Genomic DNA, 20,658 nt, shown 5'->3' on the forward strand with positions numbered 1-20,658 from the left:
ATTGACCTTAAAAATTTTAACATATAATATGAATTACCTTTGGTATAAATCCAAAAAATAATGCCCTTTCACGTTTTTATAATGAATGGGCATTAGATAGAAATTCTTAAATATGACTTCTGGTTTCTAAATACCAGGAAATTTTAGTTTAGGTATGAATTAAATATCATAGGCTAAAACAGGGCTCAACCATCTTTCCATTTCCTCTAAGGAAAATCCTTTTCGTTGGGCATAGGGAACTACTTGATCTTTTTCTATTTTCCCCAAGCCAAAATAGGTAGATTCTGGATGAGAAAAATACCAACCCGATACCGCTGCAGCTGGATACATAGCAAAAGATTCAGTTAATTTAATCCCAGTATTTTCCTCCACATTTAAAAGGTCAAATAATTTTGTTTTCTCTGTATGGTCGGGACAAGCTGGGTAACCAGGTGCTGGTCGAATTCCTTGATATTTCTCTTGAATTAAATCTTCATTGGACAACTGTTCTTGGCTATATCCCCATATTTCTGTTCTCACTTTGTGATGCATCATTTCGGCCAAACCTTCGGCCAATCTATCTGCTAAGGCCTTGAATATTATACTACTGTAGTCATCGTCGACCTCTTTGTACTTCCGCAATTGTTTTTCAATATCGATACCTGCAGTCACAGCAAATCCACCGATGTAATCCATTTTGCCACTTTCTTTTGGGGCAATAAAGTCCGCTAAACTTCTATTGGGTAGATTTTTGGCTTTCTTTAATTGCTGACGTAAAAAGATCAATTTTTCTTTGACTACCGATGGGTCATTTTCATCATAAATCCAAACCTCATCTTCATTGCTCTGTGCTGGGAAGATACCTATGACAGCATTGGCTTTGACCCAAGATTGATCGATCATTTGGGTTAAAATCTCTTGGGCATCATCAAACACTTTTTTGGCTTCTTGACCTACCACTGGGTCATTGAATATTTCTGGATATTTTCCTTTTAATTGCCAACTTTGGAAGTAGGGTGTCCAGTCAATAAAGGGTCTGATATCGTTGAGGTCAATATCTTTAAAAACCTGGATTCCCAGTTGTTTAGGTACATAGGGAGTAAAAGTTTCCCAGTCGATCTTTGGTTTATTGGCGTGTGCTTGAATAATGGGAATGGTTTTCTTTTTACCGGCATTTTGTCGACGAAGGCGAACCGCTTCATACTCTTCAAGCAAATCTTGGTGAAATTTAGCCCTGCTCTCCTCAGTATTTCCTATGAGAGAAGATACCGTTGATACACTTTTAGAAGCATCCAATACGTGAACCACTGGGGCGTCATATTGTGGGGCTATTTTCACTGCAGTATGTATTTTAGAAGTGGTGGCACCACCGATAAGTAGAGGCAAAGAGAAATTTTGACGTTTCATCTCTTTGGCCACATGGACCATTTCATCTAATGACGGTGTAATTAACCCGCTAAGTCCGATCACATCAACTTTTTCCGCAATAGCTGTTTCAAGGATTTTGGCTGCAGGAACCATGACCCCTAAGTCGAGGATTTCATAATTATTACAAGCCAACACCACCCCAACAATATTTTTACCTATATCGTGGACATCTCCCTTCACTGTAGCCAATAGGATTTTACCCTTAGCTCGCACTACCCCAGATTTTTCCGCTTCAATAAATGGAGTCAAATGATTGACGGCCATTTTCATCACACGGGCACTTTTGACCACCTGAGGCAAAAACATTTTACCAGCACCAAATAAGTCTCCGACTACATTCATCCCATTCATCAATGCTACTTCGATAACCTGTAGTGGCGAGTTGTATTTTATTCTGGCCTCATCGGCATCGGCAACTATAAACTCAGTGATGCCTTTGACCAATGAATATTCCAATCTTTTTTCAACAGAAGTTTCTCTCCAACTGAGATCTCTTTCCTGTACTTTTCCTTTGTTTTTTACCGTATCTGCAAAGGTGACTAGATCTTCCGTCGCATTGCTATTTTTGTTGAACAATACATTTTCTATGAGAACCAACAATTTCTCCGGAATATCGGCATAGACTTCCATCATACCGGCATTGACTATGCCCATATCCATGCCAGCCTTGACGGCATGATAGAGAAAGGCAGAGTGCATAGCTTCTCTTATCGTATTATTCCCTCTAAAAGAAAATGAAATATTACTTACTCCACCGCTAATTTTGGTCAATGGGAATTTTTCTTTAATAGCTTTTACGGACTCTATAAAACTTACGGCGTAGTTGTTGTGTTCTTCGATCCCGGTGGCAATGGCAAATATATTGGGGTCGAAGATGATATCTTGAGGTAGAAAACCTACTTCTTCGGTAAGTATTTGATAGGCGCGACTACAGATTTCTATTCTGCGTTCTGTAGTTTCGGCTTGACCATCTTCGTCGAAGGCCATGACTACGGCAGCTGCACCGTATTTTTTTACCTTTTTAGCTTGTTCAACAAAGGCCGCTTTACCCTCTTTTAAAGAAATAGAATTGACAATGCATTTTCCTTGAACGCATTTTAATCCTTTCTCGATTACAGAGAATTTAGAAGAATCGATCATTATGGGTAATCGAGCGATATCTGGTTCAGACATCATCATATGAAGGAAGACCTCCATTTCCTTTTCAGAATCCAATAATCCCTCATCCATATTGACATCGATGACTTGGGCACCTCCTTCTACTTGTTGTTTGGCTACTTCTAGAGCTTCCTCATACAAGCCTTTTTTAATAAGTCGAGCAAATTTTTTGGAACCGGTAACATTTGTTCTTTCCCCAACATTTATAAAATTTGATTCCGGCCGTATGACCAAGGGTTCCAAACCACTAATTTGACTTAATATTTGAGGTTTTTTTCTTCTTCTCGGTGGAAGATCTTTGACCGCCGTCGCTATTTCGCGGATATGATCTGGTGTGGTTCCGCAACAGCCCCCTACGATATTCACAAAATGATTTTGAGCAAAATCCCTAATGTATTCTCTCATCTCTTCGGGATCTTGATCGTATTCTCCCATTTCATTGGGCAATCCAGCGTTGGGATAGGAACTGATATAACAATCCGCTATTTTGGCGAGACTTTCGAGGTGAGGTCTCATTTCTTTGGCCCCAAGAGCACAGTTTAGTCCTACAGCCAAGGGTTGGGCATGAGCTATGGAAATCCAAAAAGCTTCTACGGTCTGACCTGAAAGGGTACGACCGCTATTGTCGGTAATGGTTCCACTAATAATAAGTGGAATTTTTTCTCCTAATTCTTCTTCCAAATCCAAGATGGCGTGAATTCCAGCCTTGGCATTTAATGTATCGAATATAGTTTCCAATAACAGGATATCAGATCCCCCTTCCATCAAGGCTTTGGCTTGATCGTAATACAACTGATGTAGATCATCGTATTTCACGGCTCTATAACCGGGATTGTTGACATCTGGTGACAATGATGCCGTCCTGTTCGTCGGACCTAAAGCACCGGCCACATATTTCTTCTGACCCGGATGTTCGGCCATGTATTTATCGACGGCCTTTCTCGCCATTTGAGCACCAGAGAGGTTGATGGCCTCTACAAGATCTACAGTGTCATAATCCGCCTGAGAGAGCAAGTTGGCATTGAAAGTATTGGTTTCTACAATATCGGCCCCTGCCATTAGGTATTCCATATGGATGGCTCCTATAATATCTGGGCGAGTAAGGTTGAGTAAATCATTATTGCCCATGACATCTAAATGGTGATCTTTCAGAATATCGCCTCGAAAATCTTCTTCGCTAAGGCGGTACTGTTGAATCATGGTTCCCATGGCACCATCTAATACCAAAATTTGATGGTCTAATATGTTTTTGATTTCCTTCATTTAAAATATTGAATTTCCTGAGGTTTGAGCATTTAATCTAAACGCAACACTACCCCATAGATTATTGTTCTTATCCTGTGATCTTATCCCAATATTGAGATCTAAGTACCCTTGATGCCATAACTGATAGGATATCCTACCTTGGAGGCCAAAAATTTCACTTTCCATACCTTGCAAAGTCTTATTCCCATAATCCGAAGCTCTGTTGTAAGAGGTGCTGGTTCTGACATCATTGCCATAATTGATATCATCAGTACTCAATCCTTGTCTGATCCAGTAAGCAGCCCCACTCATATACCATCGGCGAAAGGGATTGTAATCAAGGGTAGTAATTACTTCCTTAAAATTGGCTCCTAGTGGATGTGCCAATGGTGAATTGTTATGGGTATAGGTGGTTATAGAGTCTCGATGTGCATAGGTATAAGGCCGTACCGTATTGAATTCTATCGTCCAATTTAGGTCTTGAACATTGAAAATGTCAAAGGTCTTTAGTCCTATTTGGACTCCAAATTTATTGGCCCACCAACCGTTGTTGTCCTTTATTTCTTTTAGTTTAAATTCATCCATTATAAACTGGCTATAGAGTTTGCTGCGATGAAAAATCGACCAACTAAAGTCCAATCCCAGTAAAACATTATCTGGACTGCCAATTGATCGTTCGACTGATCTAAACAATATCACTGGTAGCAAGTAATGCCATTCCAACTGTTGATCTCGACCGAATACTATGGATTCAAATAATCCTAGGTGTGCTTTTTGTCCCAACATAAACTGTAACATATGAGTGGCCACAAATTTTTTGGGTAGCAATTGATCTCCAATATCCTGTTGAGGACTAATAGCCGTCATCTCAGCTATGGTAAATCGATACTTCAATTTCCATATCTCAATGTCAAAATTGAGGTGGAGGTAGTTGGGTCCAAAATCGGACAGCAATAATGACTGGACTCCACTGCCAATAAATTGACGACCATATCCAAACTGTGTCGATACATATTTACCTATAGGGATGGTCATATAAGCTTCCGAATTGAGTACATCACGACCTTTGATTTCTGGAATTAATGAACTGTTATAATTGCTGTAAAAATTGTATCCCGGAATGGAACGATAAGTATTGATATAGTTTTCAATATACCCAGGACGTGAAAATTGCAAATCTTCGATCTTGGTATAGATGAATATTTTGCGGTCGACTCCCGCTCTTAAATCCAGACCTTTTTTGTTCTCAAATATGTGGGCATAACCATCGGACTGCTGACCATATTTCCAATGGATGATGGGATTAACTGCGAGGAAAAAATCTTTTTTATTAATAAATAAAAAGTTGGAAGGCATTCGATAGATAGATTGCCAAAACCCATAATCCGATGTATTGTAGTCAATACTACTTCCTAAAGAACTCATGTTTTCGGCCAAAAAACTACTGTCTTGAAACCATTCGGGATTCTCCTTAACCCAGTAATCGACAATATTCAAGTCGTGACCTGACATTTCATTGATGGGTAGGTTGGCAATAAATTGGGATATTTTTTTGCGACTTATCGACCGGTTTGAAGGAAAGATTTTGTACCCACCATCGTATTTGGTCCACAGTCTTTCGAGTTGTTGATACTGTTGACGATCCAGTCTCATTGGACTGTCCTGGGACCACAATGCAGTTGAAAATAAACAGAATAGTATAAGTGTTCTTATGATCATACTTTAAAATTCGTCATTTTTTCTTTCACCCAATCCAAAAAAACATCTGGATTATTTAGAAAGCGAACTTCGATGGGCAGTGCAAAGATGACAATTTTATGTTTAAGAAAATAATCAAAGTGGGGTTCTATTCTGATCAAGTCTTTTTCTGTAGTTAAAAATATTTTTTTCTGGCCTTCCATTTTTTGATACGAATCAACCACGGTTGCTATATCGTGTTTGGTAAAGGCATGATGATCGGCAAATTTGCGATGAAAGAACGTGACATTTTTTTCTGATAAATAATCGATTATAGGTTGTGGATTGGCGATACCTGTCATCAAAAATACAGCCTGATCATTGAGAAGGATGCGCTCGGTATTATTGAAAATATTATATGCGGTGTGATAGACCAGACTGGAAAACATAAGGACTTGATGGTCAAGTGGAGCAATCTCATTTTTAATCTTTTCCTGCTCAGCAAGCGAGAGATCAGGTGGACATTTGGTCACGACAATTGCATCGGCCCTAGACTTACTCGATCGTGGTTCCCGCAATCTACCCATGGGTAAAATATAATCCTTGGTAAATCTTGAATTGTAATCGGTCAACAAGATATTGATATATGGATTGACCCCTCTGTGTTGATAGGCATCGTCTAGGAGAATGGCTTTTAGCTCTTCGTGATTTTGCAACATTTGTGGAATGGCCAATGCTCTTTCTTCACCTACAGTAACTGGTATATGTGGATATTTTTTTTTTAGGAATAACGGTTCATCACCTACGGATTTATAGGGGCTATCGGGAAGCACTTCTAAGTATCCTTTGGTATTGCGTTTATATCCTCTACTCAAGACGCCTACATCGATATAATTATTCAAATGTCTTATCAAATATTCAATCATTGGTGTTTTTCCACTGCCACCAGTGTTGAGATTGCCTACCGATACAATGGGAATGTCAAATTTAATAGATTTCAAAAGACCTACCTCGTATAAAAAATTCCTTATTTGAATGATAATCCAATAAAGCAGGGCAAATGGTGATAAAATAATACGAGCAATCCAGGTATTTATCATGATTTCAATAATATAGCTTGGCCAATGTTACACTGAGCACATTTTCGATTCATACAATATTCATTATGAAGATATAACAAAGCTTGAGAATCGAGGGCATGATCAATTTTAATATTGAGTTTCTCCCATTTTTTGATGATAGCATTCTTCTCTGCCGTCGTATTTTCAAGGATGGCAAGGGCATTATTTTTTAGTTGTTGATCTCTTTTTTGATGACCGCTAAAAAACATAAATGGTGCTAATACATTAATTAGAATTAAATGAAGGCTGGTTTTACCCAAATTTTTGGGTTTTGATGATTCGGTTACTACATCAAATCTATAATGGTTGTTCCAGTATTCACTTGCTTGGCAGTCGATGCCATTGGAAAGCTGATTCCACTGCAAGGTATACATGAATTTTTGTCCGTATTTATACAGAAAGTCTGCGAGTTGAGCTATCCTAATGGTTGGAAAATTTTGCGGTCTAATACGACCAAAATTCCATACTGCTGGGTCAATGGAAGTTAGATTGTACTTTTCGGCCAGTACCGTGTATTCTTTCTTTAAAGTATTGGGGTATTCGTCTTCAAATTCGCCGTCCAACATGCCTGCCTGCCCAAATAGTAGGGCTTCTAATTGTTCCCGGTCTTGTAGGTGTTTGGATAATATCTTAAATTGAATAGTATTGGCCATCCATTCAAAAGCGGTACTATTTTTGGAGAATCCAAAAGCTCTACATAATAGTTTAAAGAGGGTTTCTTGATAGTTTTTGTTGCTAAAAACAAAGACTTCTTCAATGGATTCAAATTTTTGTTCCAGTCTCGATACGGCCATGCGTTCCTTCCAAGCCGTGATATTGAGTTTGGATACTTTTGAGATCAATTTTTCACAGGGAATGGATTCGTATTCATAGGAATTGAGATAGGTATAGGTCTCCAATATTTTTAGATCAATGCGATCCTTCAATACCAATGTAGGGATCGGATCTCCATATTGATCTTTAACTGGTTCGTCATCTTCGTAAACTACGTGAAGTATAACATTGAAATAATCGGGATTATCACTGTGGCCATGTTTAGCCCAGTCCGAAGAATTCGTATGAATTTCTACTTTTCCCGCCCAAAGTTGACCGGATATTCTAATTCTTGCATCAAAAAAATCAGGTCCTTGCTCTTTGTTAACCAAGCCGGTTTTTAATATTTCCAAGGGCTCGCCAGCCGCAGTACATAAGTTGTCTTTGTCGAATTTTTGTGTACGCCAAATGTATTGGATAAAATCCTCTTTTATGCTTGGACTATATTCTTTCATAAATCATAAATGTATATCCGTATTCATTTTTTTCGTCTGGTGGGTGAGCGTCGTTGGCTATTAAACGCCATTCGTTTTCGTCCCATTCAGGAAAATATATATTGCCCTCTATTTCGCCATGTACCCTTGTTAGGTATATACGCTGGCAAAAAGGAAGCGCTAAATTAAAAATTTCTGCACCACCAATTACAAAAACTTCATCGGAGTCGCTTTCTCTTGCTATATCTATGGATTCTTCCAATGAGTGAGCTACTGAAATTCCGTTGGCTATGTAAAATGGATTTTTGGTGATGACTATATTTTGACGTTTGGGTAAGGGACGACCAATAGACTCAAAACTTTTTCTCCCCATGATTACGGGGTGATTTATAGTAGTTTTTTTAAAATACTTTAAATCGGCAGGTAAATACCAAGGAAGTTGGTTATTGTGACCGATTACATTGTTTGTAGAGATCGCTACAATGGCGGATATTATCATGGCAACATTACGTTATTAATTAAGTCGGATTTCATCATGCGATCTTCAAGCCATTTTCTGCTTGAATTGATTTCTCCGTTTATATATTTTTCTACAATAAAACTCGCTATGGGAGCGGCATAACTTCCACCCCAGCCTCCATTTTCTATAAACACAGCAATGGCAATTTTGGGGTTGTCTTTTGGTGCGAATGCAAAAAAGACGGAATGGTCTTTTCCGCTGTTTTCCGAGGTTCCGGTCTTGCCACATATTTCTATATCGGGAATGTTGGCAGCACCTGCTGTACCCGCTACTATAGCACTTCTCATCCCTTCGATTATGGGCTCAAAATACTCCTCCTCAATACTTACTTTCTGGAATTCAGTATATTTTTTAGGTAAGCTTTCTGTGGAATTGTCGATGGTCTTAATGACGTGGGGCATCTTGTATTTGCCTCTATTGGCTATTATAGATACGGCATGAGCCATTTGCAAGGTAGTCAGTTCGGTTTCCCCTTGACCTATGGCATTGGATATTATATAAGTAAATCGCCAATCTCCCTTATTGCGATACAAGTCGTCGTAGTAGGCAGGGGTTGGGTTAAAACCAGTACTTTCTAAAGGCAGGTCAATTTCTAGTTTTTTGCCCAAGCCGAATTCATCCAACCTACGGTGTAGGTCAAACAATCCATTTTCCGGTTTATTGAATCCGTACTTGTTAATCAAATCTCTATATACAGTAAAAAAATAGGTATTACAAGATCTCGATATTGCAGTATTCAGGTTGTTGTTTCCCCCACCGGCATGACATCGCCAAATATTATTCCCATAATGATATCCACCGCTACATCCGATGCGATCGGTGGTTTTAATGACTCCTTCTTGAAGGGCTATAAGTCCGAGTATGGGTTTGAATATACTTCCCGGCGGATAATGAGCCATAATGGACCTATCGTAAAACGGCTTAAGGGTATCGGCGTAAAGTTCTTTAAATTTTTCTCCGCGATTTTGACCGATGGATAGATCTTCGAGGTTGAAGCCCGGATTACTCAACATAACTAAGACTTCTCCAGAACTGGGTTCAAGAGCTACAATCCCTCCTTTTTTATTGGCCATTAATTTTTCCGCATAGCGTTGAAGTTCGATATCTAGACCCAGTTTGAGATCTGACCCTGAAATGGCTTCCTTATTTTTTGTTCCATTTAAATAATCACCTACTCTCCTTCCCAAGTTGTCCTTTAATTCATAGCGATGTCCTTTTTCTCCCTTGAGTACTTCTTCATAAAACACCTCTACACCGCTTTTACCTATATAATCTCCAGCTACGTAGTTGAGATCTGGATTGTCTACCAAGTCTTTGTCTACCTCTGATATATACCCAAGTACATGAGATGCAGTGGGGTATTTATATCCTCGTACCACTTCTTTGGTTAAAGAAAATCCGGGGAATGAATATAAATTTTCCTTTAGTCTAAAGGCAATGGTATCCGGTATTCTGGACATAAAGGTAAAGGGCACAAATTTTGAATACCTGACGTCCGACCAATTTTTTTCAATGTTTTTTTCAAAAAACTCAAGATCGATATTGAGCAAATCGCAGAGCAATGTTGTGTCCATATTGGCATCCATGTCGTTGTATACCACATTGACATCGTAGACAAATTTGTTGAAAACCACCAGTTCTCCATTGCGGTCGTAAACTAAACCTCTCGAAGGTTTTTGAACAGTTTCTACAAGGGAAGTCGTATTGGCCTTGTCTTGGGACTGCTTGTCCAATAATTGAATCTTGGCTACCTTTGCCAGTAGGAAGGTGAAACTAAATAATACCAGTGCAAGTATTAACTTATATCTATAACTTTGATCCAAAGCCATTTTTCCTTATTCTTTAGGATTAAAAATAATCATTATTACCATCACTATAAGATAAGACGCTAATCCGGACAAAAAGGTTCTTAAAAGGATGTAGTGTAAAAATTTTAATTGAAAAATATCAAAAATTGAAACGGTTAAACTGTGGAAAAATGTCATGATTCCTGCATAAATTGCAAACCATTTAAAATTTATACTGACTATGGTCGGTGAAATATTTACTTTATACCCACCTCTAGGTTGTATAAATTGTATAATAAATGGTCTAATATAACCGATCAGAGTTCCCGCTCCAGAATGTATCCCAGGTGTATTGTTAAATATGTCGACGATAATGCCAATAATAAATCCACTGATTATTAGGGCACTTCTAGGCGTTTTAAGAGGCAGAAGTAAAATAACCAAGGGGTAAATATAGATTTCTATAAACGGTATAGTAAACCACTCGATACTAAAAAAGTTAAAAATTAGAATCTGAGTTAATATAAGAAGTAAGAATCGGATAATATTTATTCGATATACGTTCATTCGCTAGGATTCATATTTTTAAGTATTTGATGACTTTCTCCCCATGTATCCTTGACGATAAAACAATTTTGTAATTGATAATTGTTTTCGATTAATCGTACTCTTACAGTAAAATCATTTTCTCCACTTTCTACGTTAAAGTCTTCAACTACTCCAATGGGGATATCCTTTGGAAATGAAAAAGAATAACCACTGGTGACTACGGTATCGCCTTTGGCCAATTCCACGTGGCGGGGGATTTCTCTCATGGTTACAAATCGCAAGTCATAGGGATCCCATTTAATTACGCCCAAGGCATTATTGTGCTTTATTTTTGCACTTATCGATGTTTCTATATTGTATAGTGAAATAACTTTTGAGTAATTGGTGGCAGCATTGACTACGATTCCTATTGGACCATTGCTACTCATAACCCCCATACCTGGTTTGACTCCTTGTCTTTTGCCGGCATTGATGGTGATATAATTGTGTAGTGAAGAGAAAGAATTCGATATTATTTCAGCCGATATAATTTGGTATCTTTCTATGGTATCTCTAACGATAATTGAAGTTGAGTCGATTTTCTTTTCGACAATGGGCGAAAGTTTTAAATTGATCAGCTGTTTTTTTAATTCGGCATTTTCTTGGGAAAGTGTGGTATTTTCCGTTTTTAGGTTTAAATAGGCAGTAGCATTTCCCAGCTTGGATTGAAAGAATCCAGTTATTTCGTTGGAGGTACTCAGGAAAAGATTCTTTCTTCGATCGTTGTAGTTTACAGCCAGATTAATGCTAATCAGTTCAAGAATAACAAATAGGATAAATGGCAAATTTTGTAAAATAAATCGTATGTAATTTCCCATGTTTAATTACCGTTCTCATACATTCTTACGATCGATTAAAAAAGTAAATTTACCGATGTTATCTAGGGCAATGCCAGTACCGATAACTACAGCTCTTAAAGGATCGTTGGGGACGTGTACATCCAATTTGGTCTTGGCAGAAATTCTTTTGTCTAGACCGCGCAAGGCTGCACCACCACCGGTTAAATAAAGTCCTTTTCTAAAGATATCAGCAGCCAATTCCGGGGGAGTGGCTTCCAATGCCTTTAATATCGCTTCTTCTATTTTGGCTACCGACTTGTCGATAGCTTGGGCTATTTCTTGGTAGGATATTATTTTTTGTTTGGGGATACCTGTCATCAAATCTCGACCATTAACTGGGATATCATCAGGTGGATTATCCAACTCCGATAAAGCAGATCCCACTTTTATTTTTATAATTTCAGCCGTTCTCTCTCCAATAAGAAGATTGTGTTCACGTCTCATATAGTTGACGATATCTGAAGTAAATTCATCCCCTGCAGTGCGGATGGACTGATCGGCTACTATACCAGATAGGGCAATTACCGCAATTTCTGTAGTTCCTCCACCGATATCGATAATCATATTCCCTTCGGGTTCTTCAACATTGAGTCCAATACCCAAGGCTGCAGCTAGGGGTTCATGAATTAAATAGGTCTCTTTTGAATCCACGTGATCGGCACTGTCAAAGACGGCTCGTTTTTCAACCTCGGTAATGCCTGAAGGAATACAGATGACCATTCTCAAATGGGTGAAAAAGCTTTTCCGGCTATCGATCATATTGATCAATCCCTCGATCAAACTCTCAGCAGCTTGAAAATCTGCAATAACTCCGTCCTTAAGGGGTCGGATGGTCTTAATGTTCTCGTGGGTTTTTTCATGCATTTGCATTGCCTTGGTACCCACTGCAATAACCTCGCCCGTCCTTCTGTCGATGGCTACTATAGATGGTTCATCTACTACAATTTCACCATTCTGAATAATCAACGTGTTGGCCGTACCTAGATCTATTGCAAGTTCTTGTGTAAAGAAACTAAATAATTTCATATTTTTATAAACATGCGTAATTACACTAAGCTAAACTAAAATTTAACTCATTAATTTATTTGACAAATATTTGCGACCACAATTTAGCATCAATTTACCACTACAGTAAATAATTGATCCTTTTTCAAATAATTTTTTGCTAACTGTCTTACTTTTTCAGCTTTAATATTGTCTATGTGGTCAAAAAAGTCATAAATCCATTCGACTTCCATATTCTCGAGTGTCAATAACTTGACTATTTCAGCTTTGGAAAAAACACCATCTAGAGCACTCACTAAATAGCCCTTAATATAATTGCTAACAGTGTTCATTTCTTTTACCGGGATTAACTCGTTTTGTAAGATATCAATTTCATCGTAAATTAAACCTATTACTTGTTTAATATTTTCAGTTTTTATATCTGTACCGATGATAAAGTACCCATCGTATTTCATCGGTTCCAAATCTGAATAGATATTATAAGTTAAGCCTTTCTTCTCACGAATATTTTGCATTAGTCTAGAACCGAAAAATCCACCCATTATTGTATTGAGAAAATGCATGCCTATGTAATCGGGATGATCACGCTTAAGCATTCGCTTGCCTAGCTTGACAGAACTCTGAGCATCGAAGGAATAATTGTTCTTAATAAAAAATTCACCTGGTTGATTGGTCTCTCCTTCTAGATTCACCAATTTTAAACTGCTTCCATTAGTACTTCCTGTGGGAATTTTATATAAATATTCAGTGATGATATCTACGATATCGTTTTCCACACTACCGGATAAATAAACTTTGAAATTGGGTGCACAATAGTTTTTTTCGTGATATCGGTATAAATCTTCAATCTCAATATTGTCGATATCGTCATAATTGGAATTGTAACCATAGGCGTGTTGACTGCCAAAGATTTTTTCCGTAAGTATGCGAAATGACATGGCATCATTGTCTGCCTCTGCTAACTTGAGCTTGGATTTAGCTCTTTTCTTTAACAGAGCCAATTCTTCGCGATCAAACTTGGGCCATTGTATAATTTCAAAAAACAAGGGCAAAACTTCGGGAAAATGTTTTTTCAAACTGACTAGTGTGAAACTGGCATAATCCAAATGATAGCGGACTTGAAAGTCGGCGCCGAAAAAATCAAATTTGTCATTGATGGCGTCGCTGTTGTAATGTATGGTGCCCTCTTTTAACATTCGTGCACAAAACCGTGAACTCAACCTTTTTTCCTCTTGAAATCTACCGCGATCTAAGACTACTTCTATTTTTACCAATTCTAGGGAATGGGCCGAAGGGATGGTGTAAAAATCCGTCCCGGTTCTTAATTTTTGGCCGTGATACTCAAATGGTTGAGGCTTGTCGATATCTTTTATGGCAGGTATGTGTATCAAATTTTTACTAGATTTTTTATTGTATTTATCGAAGAAAACAGAGTACAAGGTATTACATTTAATTTTAGGATGAATAGAAAATTTAAATTGTAATTTCAGTTTCAATTTTTTAGAACTCCCTATTCAAGACTAATTGCAAAACCCTAGGTGGAGTTCAATTAATTTGCTTATTTTTAGGCCTATTTTTAATTGAGCGATATAAATATTTATAAATAATTACATATGAAATTTTCAGTTTCGTCTTCAGATCTATTAAAAAAAATTCAGGTGGCTACTGGGGTTTTGCCTACTAATGCCATCATGCCTATTTTAGATGATTTTTTAATGGAACTAAAAGGCGATCAATTAACATTGATAGCCTCGGATCTGGAAACCACACTGAGAACCGTGATTACGGTGAATGGTGTGGAAGATGGTACCATGGCCGTTAGAGGTAAAATATTAAATGATACCATTAAAGCATTGCCCGAACAACCCATTGAGTTTGCCAAAGAAGAAAATGAGTCGATCTTGGTGATTAAAACCAGTAATGGAGAGTATAAGTTGGCCAGTGATAATTTTGAGGAGTTTCCACAAATCCCCGATGCCGTCACTTCAGAAGGGGTAGAAATACCAGTACCTATTTTGGAAAGTGCGATTAGCCGAACCTTGTTCGCCACCAGCAACGACGAAATGCGTCAAGCCATGATGGGGGTCTATCTTCATATACAAAAAGACAAGCTTATTTTTGTGGCAACCGATGCTCATAAGTTGGTTAAGTACACTTACCTTGATTTCAACACATCCCAAGAAGGGAGTATGATTATCCCTAAAAAATCCTTGAACTTGGTAAGACAAGCTCTGAAAGGAAGTGGCAATGTTAAGTTGAATTATAGTAACTCCCACGTCTTTATGGAAATGGAAGATACCGAAATTGGATGTCGATTGATAGACGCTCAATTCCCCAATTACAATGCGGTAATACCCACTGAAAATCCCAATCTACTGACCATCGATCGGGTAAGTTTTATTCAGTCTTTGAAACGTATATCGATATACGCCAATAAGACTACCAATCAATTGGTACTTACCTTGGACAATGATGGTATATTGATCAAGGCCCAAGATCTCGATTATCACAATGAAGCCGAAGAGAAGCTGTCTTGTCAATATTCAGGCGATCCCATGGAAGTAGCCTTTAATTCCAAATTTTTGGTTGAAATGTTGACGGTTTTGGATACCGACGATGTGATTATGGAATTTTCAACTCCCAATAGAGCGTCTCTAATTTTGCCCTCTTCCTCAGCTGATGATGAAGATTTGTTGATGTTGGTTATGCCGGTAATGGTGAATAGATAATAGATGAAGGTCGGTCTTTTTTTTGGTTCTTTTAATCCCGTACACGTGGGGCATATGATTATTGCCAATCATATGGTTGAATATACCGATTTAGATCAGGTATGGATGGTGGTGTCTCCACAAAATCCGTTTAAGAAATCGTCGAATTTGGCAAACGATTACGATAGATTGCAAATGGTAGAGTTGGCCACCAATGGCAATGATCGCTTGCGCGCATCCAATATTGAGTTTGCATTGCCCAAGCCCTCATATACCATAGACACCCTAGTGTATCTTAAAGAAAAATATCCCAACAATGATTTCTCCTTGATTATGGGAGGGGATAACCTTGTGCATTTTCACAAGTGGAAAAACTATGAAGCCATTCTAGAACACTATAGGATATTGGTCTATAAACGACCCAATTATGTGACAGAAGCTTACGACAACCATCCCTCTATCCAAATAGTAGATGCACCTTTAATGCAGATTTCAGCAACCTTTATTCGTCAAGCATTAAGGGATGGAAAATCCATTCAATATCTGGTTCCAGATCCCGTTTGGAAATTTTTGGATCTCAGTCCTATTTACAGATAGATGATATCTTCGACGTTGAAATTAATCTGAAAGTGTGTCTATAAATGTATTTCGTATAAATTCAAAAATATCACTAAATCTATCATTGGTCTACTAGGACTTTTGATCGAATATATTGACCTAGTTTTTGACCTTGAGCTACTCCGTATTCAATGGCATCTCTATAGTGAATACCCCCGTATAGTCTAGAGATTGCAGCTTCCTCGGCAGCAGCACGGAATGAGGTGAATTTCCTAGCCGGCAATCCAAAATACTCTTCCGAGGTATCTACATATTCAAAGGGCTCACCAAATATAGCCGTTAATATTTCACCTGCACTTGCCGATACTACACTGTGTCCACTGGTAAATTCTGGAAAGGGCGGAGTCTGTAAAATTGGTCTCCAATCATTGTCTATATATTGGTTGATTACAGTTTCCGGTCGAATTCGATCACTTCTGTATTTTTCATTCCAACAACTGATAAAAGCATCGTGTAAAGTCAATGCCAATATAGTATGGGCTCTAACGGTTTGTTTTAAGTCAAAATTGGCTTGTGAACAAGCAATGCCGGTTATGCCAATCCAATGACCACCAGGAGAGATTTTTTTAATGCCTATGGCCATATGACCAGTATATTCTACAGCAAATGGATTACAATCCCAGAATCCAGCAATTTCTTTTTGCTCAGCACTTAAGTGGTTGGTCACCGTATATACTTCATTCATTATTTCATAAAACTCACTCGTTTTCGAAGTGTCGAAGGGCACTGGTGGTTGAGGGGTAAACTGGTCGGCTCGCTGAATAAAGAAAGGTCGAATAGTATTCCAATGCGGTTCAATGGCATGCATATAGGAAGGAGGGGTAGGAAACCAAGTGCTATCTGTTTTTTTGGGAGAATACTGTATATAGGTACTTAATTTATTGTATCCATCGGTTTTGACATAGTCGAGGACTTGGTTGGCTATTTGAGTCGAAAATTCAATGTTGGCCCCAATGGCCTTTTTGGATAGTTTTCGTTTTTTCCTAAATATAGTTTTTAACTCTTCTTGTTTCTCGTTCAATAAATGACCGGAAGGCATTATCTTTTTTCCCACTTCCAACATGGCATATACCGCAGAAAATTCACTTGAAAATCCCTTGGGAATGGATACTTTTTGAAAATTGGGAGGACTTGAAAATTCCTTGGTAATATCTTCCATTTCCCCACTGTCTTGAAGTAGGACCAAATAGGAAGCTAATAGAGGATAGGCATAAAATCGACTGGCTACTGGAGGATTGGCTACATCTCGCACCATGATTTCGGTTAGGTGAAACACTTCTTCAATAAATAATTCACTCGCTTCAATACGGTTTTGGGCTCTGGTGTGATGAGGTATTAAGTACAGTGTAGTGATGAGGATAAAAATGTATTTCATTTGGTTATTGCCTTTTGTAATAAACTAATCCGTAGTTGTAAATTCCAAACCATAGATGTTCTTGACCATTGACATTGATGGGGAGGATGGATTTGGCATCTCCCAATATTTGTAGGCCCGATTCGGTTTGTGGAATGTACTTGAATTTCGAATTCCCAAGACCCTTAAACAATTGACCTCTATTGGCATCCATCACCCCTAGTCGCAATCTGATGGCATTTTGATTGCCAGCTAGTATTAAGTCATCAATTCCATCGGCATCATAATCAAGAATATGTATGGTTTCTATAGGAGCGAATTGAGCTTGAATAGGGAGTTCTCTCTCGATAAATTTTCCATTTACATTTTCAAAGTAAGAGGTTCTAAGTTCATCAATCTTCCACGAGGTGGCGTCGGAGAGTTCATTGGGAGTAAATATATCCTCAATGGTCATTTCACTGTATTGTTCGTAGGATGTAAAATGAGATCGCAGTCCATAAATTTGATTTTGTAATTCGTCTCTTGAAGCGAATGGAAATGATCTTCCTTGATTATAGCAGGTTAGTATAGGATCAATGGATCCATTTTGATCAAAATCTTTAAAGATCATTTCAAGAGGTTCATCTAGAGAAGCACACAACTGAGAATTTAAACCCAAATTGCCAGCAATGATATCCATATCCCCATCATTATCAAAATCGTCTACCTTTACGGTATTCCACCACCCATATATAGGTTTTGGAAAATATTTATCAGTTTGATTTTCGAGCTTCCCTTCTCTGTTTTGGATAAGTACGGAAATAGGGCTAAATGGACCAGCCGTAATCAAATCCATCCTGCCATCTGCATTGATATCCACCCATAGGGCATCTTTTATCCAACCGGATAATTGATTTAGATCATTTATCTTTTCTGACACATCGACATAGTTTAGTCCAGTATTTTCCAGCAGTCTAGAATTATATCGAAGGGGATATCGACCCGGAATAATGTCTCCGCCAATTAGCAAGTCCATTTTGCCATCGTTGTTGTAATCTATCGGTCTGACAAAAGCTGAAGCAGTAAGAGATTTTACCAGCCAAATACTATCGAGTTCAAACTTGCCTTTGCCGTTGTTGAGATAGAGTCGATCTCCCAATCTCACATCGTCTTCCAAATAATCGTGGTAGCCTCCGCTGGCGATATACAAATCTAGATCTCCATCATTATCCACATCTAAAAGTGCTATATCGCTGTCGTGAAAATCTGCGTCATTATCAAATCCATTGGGTGGAGAGGGAATAAATTTGCCCAATCTGTTTTGAAAATACAATGAGGTAGCTTGTCCCTTACCTCCACCTACCAATACATCATTTAACCCATCGCCATTGACATCTTCCGAGACCAAAACGGGACCATTGGCCGATAGCATAAATGTCAACAAAGGTTGTCGCTTAAAATCATTGAAATTCGTGGCTTGATATTGGTAGGGTATCATGGCTTGAATTTCTTGATATAGGGTGATTTTATTTTCATGATGTGGTGTAAGGTCTCCATGGTTCGTCTTGGGAGAGCCGTATTCTGGTGGATGTATAGTTATTATTTGATCGGCCATTACCTGGTATAATGTAGATTTCTCACCGCCAATCCATTCCACGGAGATAGAATCTATTAAACTGTTTTCACCCAATCCAAAATGGACAACATCAGATACCGTGGATTGATAACCCCTAGTAGGCATTTGTTCTGTACTCAATATTTCATCTCCGACGTAGATATTGATTTTACTGCCCCAACCTCGTGTATTCATACCCTTTGCACGCAGTTGTATGGATATGTAATGAGGAGATTGTTTTTTTTGAGAAGTTTTATTTTCGTAAATGCTAGCAAAATCATTTTGATTATTGACTACCAAATCTATGTCGCCGTCATTGTCTAAATCTCCGTAAGCTGCACCATTGGAAAAGCCCAACTCTGCGATACCCCATGACTGACTACGATCTGTAAAAGTCAAATCTTTATTGTTCTGAAAAATGTAGTTGTGCAGGGGAGTTGACGTCATGGATTGAACCAATTCAAAGGTATCAGGTGTTTCTTTTTCAATGGCTTTCTGAAAGAAATAATCTCCTTTGTATTTAAGAAAGTCGCGGTTGGTATAATCTTTAAAATAGCCATTGGTTATAAATACATCTTTCCAGCCATCATTGTCAAAATCCTTAATCAATGGGGCCCAACTCCAATCGGTATTGGACAGTCCGGCCAATTGACCAATTTCACTAAATCCACCTTGGGCGTTGTTTAGGTGGAGCATGTTTCTCATGTTTTGATAGTAGAATCCCTCTTCAATTTGCAGGGCAAAAACTTCGTAATTTTCTGGTCCGTACAAGAGTTTTTGTCGTTTGTTGTCTTCGGGCAACATATCCAAGGTTAAGATATCTGGCCAACCATCGTTGTTGTAATCGTTGATATCAGAACCCATAGAGAAATGAGAGATGTGCAATAAATATTCAGATAGTCGATCGGTAAAACTGCCATCTCCATTGTTGATATATAAGTAGTCGGGTTCTACATAATCGTTGGATACATAAAGGTCTAGCCAACCATCTTTATTGATATCGGCTACAGAAACCCCGAGACCAAAGCCCAATGCATTGGAAAGTATCCCAGCTTCCTGAGTGACTTCGGTAAAATGTCCATCGTCGTTGCGAAACAATTTGTCACCGGCATAGGGATGAATTTCTTTTCTGGCTTTGCCAAATTCGAAGGATTTAATCACATTTACATTGGTGGTTAGGAGGAAGAGGTCGAGGTCGCCATCGTTGTCGTAATCAAAAAAAGCGGCTTGAGTAGAATAGGAGTCGTCGTCCAATCCATATTCAGCAGCACTTTCAACAAAAGTTAAATCGCCTTGATTGATATATAATTTGTTTCGTCTAAGTTCTGGACTGTTTTTGCCAGAATAACATACATATATATCTAAATAATCATCACCATTGATATCTACCATAGCTACCCCTGTTTTCCAGCCTTTGCTTTGATCGAGGTTGGCTTTTTTGGTTATATCTTTAAATTTGAGATTAGAGGTATTAAGGTAGAGGGCATCTGATTCCATATTGGATACAAAGTAGATGTCGTCTAATCCATCGTTGTTGATATCACCAATGGCAACCCCACCGCCATTGTATAGATTTTCATAGGTGAGGGCATTGTGCTCTTTGGTTTCGGTGATGGTGTTTTTAAATTTTATTCCAGTAGTTCGAGGTTTTAATGCTTGAAATAAGGAATTGGACTGTCCACTAACTTGAGGTAGTAGAACAAAGCATAAAAATAGCCATGTGCAGATCTTAAGAAGGTGTTTCATGATTATAATTTAGCATTATTGCAAGATAATCATCTTTTGATGGA

13 protein-coding genes are annotated in these 20,658 nt (G+C 38.2%); 2 read left to right on the top strand and 11 right to left on the bottom strand.

Annotated elements, in window-relative coordinates; translation table 11 throughout:
• Positions 1-159: 159 nt before the first annotated feature.
• The 9 genes from metH to LVD51_RS00455 all read right to left on the bottom strand — a co-directional run bounded on the left by metH (position 160) and on the right by LVD51_RS00455 (position 13,985).
• Positions 160-3,828: a methionine synthase gene (gene metH, locus LVD51_RS00415; protein ID WP_236969187.1), complete on the bottom strand. Its 3,669-nt coding sequence runs from the start codon at positions 3,826-3,828 to the stop codon at positions 160-162.
• Positions 3,829-5,529 (bottom strand): hypothetical protein, encoded by a 1,701-nt coding sequence (locus LVD51_RS00420; protein WP_236969188.1) that lies wholly within the window; start codon positions 5,527-5,529, stop codon positions 3,829-3,831.
• Positions 5,526-6,587, bottom strand: a complete 1,062-nt coding sequence (lpxK, locus tag LVD51_RS00425; RefSeq protein WP_236969189.1) for a tetraacyldisaccharide 4'-kinase — start codon at positions 6,585-6,587, stop codon at positions 5,526-5,528. Before lpxK ends, LVD51_RS00420 begins: the two co-directional genes overlap by 4 nt.
• The gene (locus LVD51_RS00430) at positions 6,584-7,876 is read right to left on the bottom strand and encodes a DUF2851 family protein (RefSeq protein WP_236969190.1); all 1,293 of its coding nucleotides are present in this window, start codon (positions 7,874-7,876) and stop codon (positions 6,584-6,586) included. The genes lpxK and LVD51_RS00430 overlap by 4 nt, the downstream gene beginning before the upstream one ends.
• Positions 7,863-8,354: a dihydrofolate reductase gene (locus tag LVD51_RS00435; protein ID WP_236969191.1), complete on the bottom strand. Its 492-nt coding sequence runs from the start codon at positions 8,352-8,354 to the stop codon at positions 7,863-7,865. Before LVD51_RS00435 ends, LVD51_RS00430 begins: the two co-directional genes overlap by 14 nt.
• Positions 8,351-10,204 carry a penicillin-binding protein 2 gene (mrdA, locus tag LVD51_RS00440; protein ID WP_236969192.1) on the bottom strand — a complete coding sequence of 618 codons (1,854 nt, stop codon included), beginning with the start codon at positions 10,202-10,204 and terminating at the stop codon, positions 8,351-8,353. Before mrdA ends, LVD51_RS00435 begins: the two co-directional genes overlap by 4 nt.
• Positions 10,205-10,725: 521 nt before the next feature.
• Positions 10,726-11,568, bottom strand: coding sequence for a rod shape-determining protein MreC (mreC, locus tag LVD51_RS00445; protein ID WP_236969193.1), 843 nt, complete (start codon positions 11,566-11,568; stop codon positions 10,726-10,728).
• Positions 11,569-11,583: 15 nt separating this feature from the next.
• The gene (locus LVD51_RS00450; RefSeq protein WP_236969194.1) at positions 11,584-12,615 is read right to left on the bottom strand and encodes a rod shape-determining protein; all 1,032 of its coding nucleotides are present in this window, start codon (positions 12,613-12,615) and stop codon (positions 11,584-11,586) included.
• An 89-nt stretch (positions 12,616-12,704) separates the two neighbouring features.
• On the bottom strand, positions 12,705-13,985 hold the full coding sequence (locus LVD51_RS00455; protein ID WP_236969195.1) for a M16 family metallopeptidase: 1,281 nt from the start codon (positions 13,983-13,985) through the stop codon (positions 12,705-12,707).
• A gap of 222 nt (positions 13,986-14,207) precedes the next feature.
• Here LVD51_RS00455 and dnaN point away from each other — a divergent pair, with 222 nt between their 5' ends.
• Positions 14,208-15,323, top strand: a complete 1,116-nt coding sequence (gene dnaN, locus LVD51_RS00460; protein ID WP_236969196.1) for a DNA polymerase III subunit beta — start codon at positions 14,208-14,210, stop codon at positions 15,321-15,323.
• A gap of 3 nt (positions 15,324-15,326) precedes the next feature.
• Positions 15,327-15,899 (top strand): nicotinate (nicotinamide) nucleotide adenylyltransferase, encoded by a 573-nt coding sequence (gene nadD, locus LVD51_RS00465; RefSeq protein WP_236969197.1) that lies wholly within the window; start codon positions 15,327-15,329, stop codon positions 15,897-15,899.
• Positions 15,900-15,981: 82 nt separating this feature from the next.
• Here the strand turns inward: nadD and LVD51_RS00470 are convergent, their stop codons facing one another.
• Both LVD51_RS00470 and LVD51_RS00475 read right to left on the bottom strand, forming a co-directional pair.
• A complete protein-coding gene (locus tag LVD51_RS00470; protein WP_236969198.1) occupies positions 15,982-17,295 on the bottom strand; it encodes a vanadium-dependent haloperoxidase in 1,314 nt (437 codons plus the stop codon).
• 4 nt (positions 17,296-17,299) lie between these two features.
• Positions 17,300-20,614 carry a VCBS repeat-containing protein gene (locus LVD51_RS00475; RefSeq protein ID WP_236969199.1) on the bottom strand — a complete coding sequence of 1,105 codons (3,315 nt, stop codon included), beginning with the start codon at positions 20,612-20,614 and terminating at the stop codon, positions 17,300-17,302.
• Positions 20,615-20,658 lie beyond the last annotated feature (44 nt).

The sequence above is a fragment of the Membranihabitans marinus genome (assembly GCF_021729155.1).
GTDB lineage: Bacteria > Bacteroidota > Bacteroidia > Chitinophagales > Saprospiraceae > Membranihabitans > Membranihabitans marinus.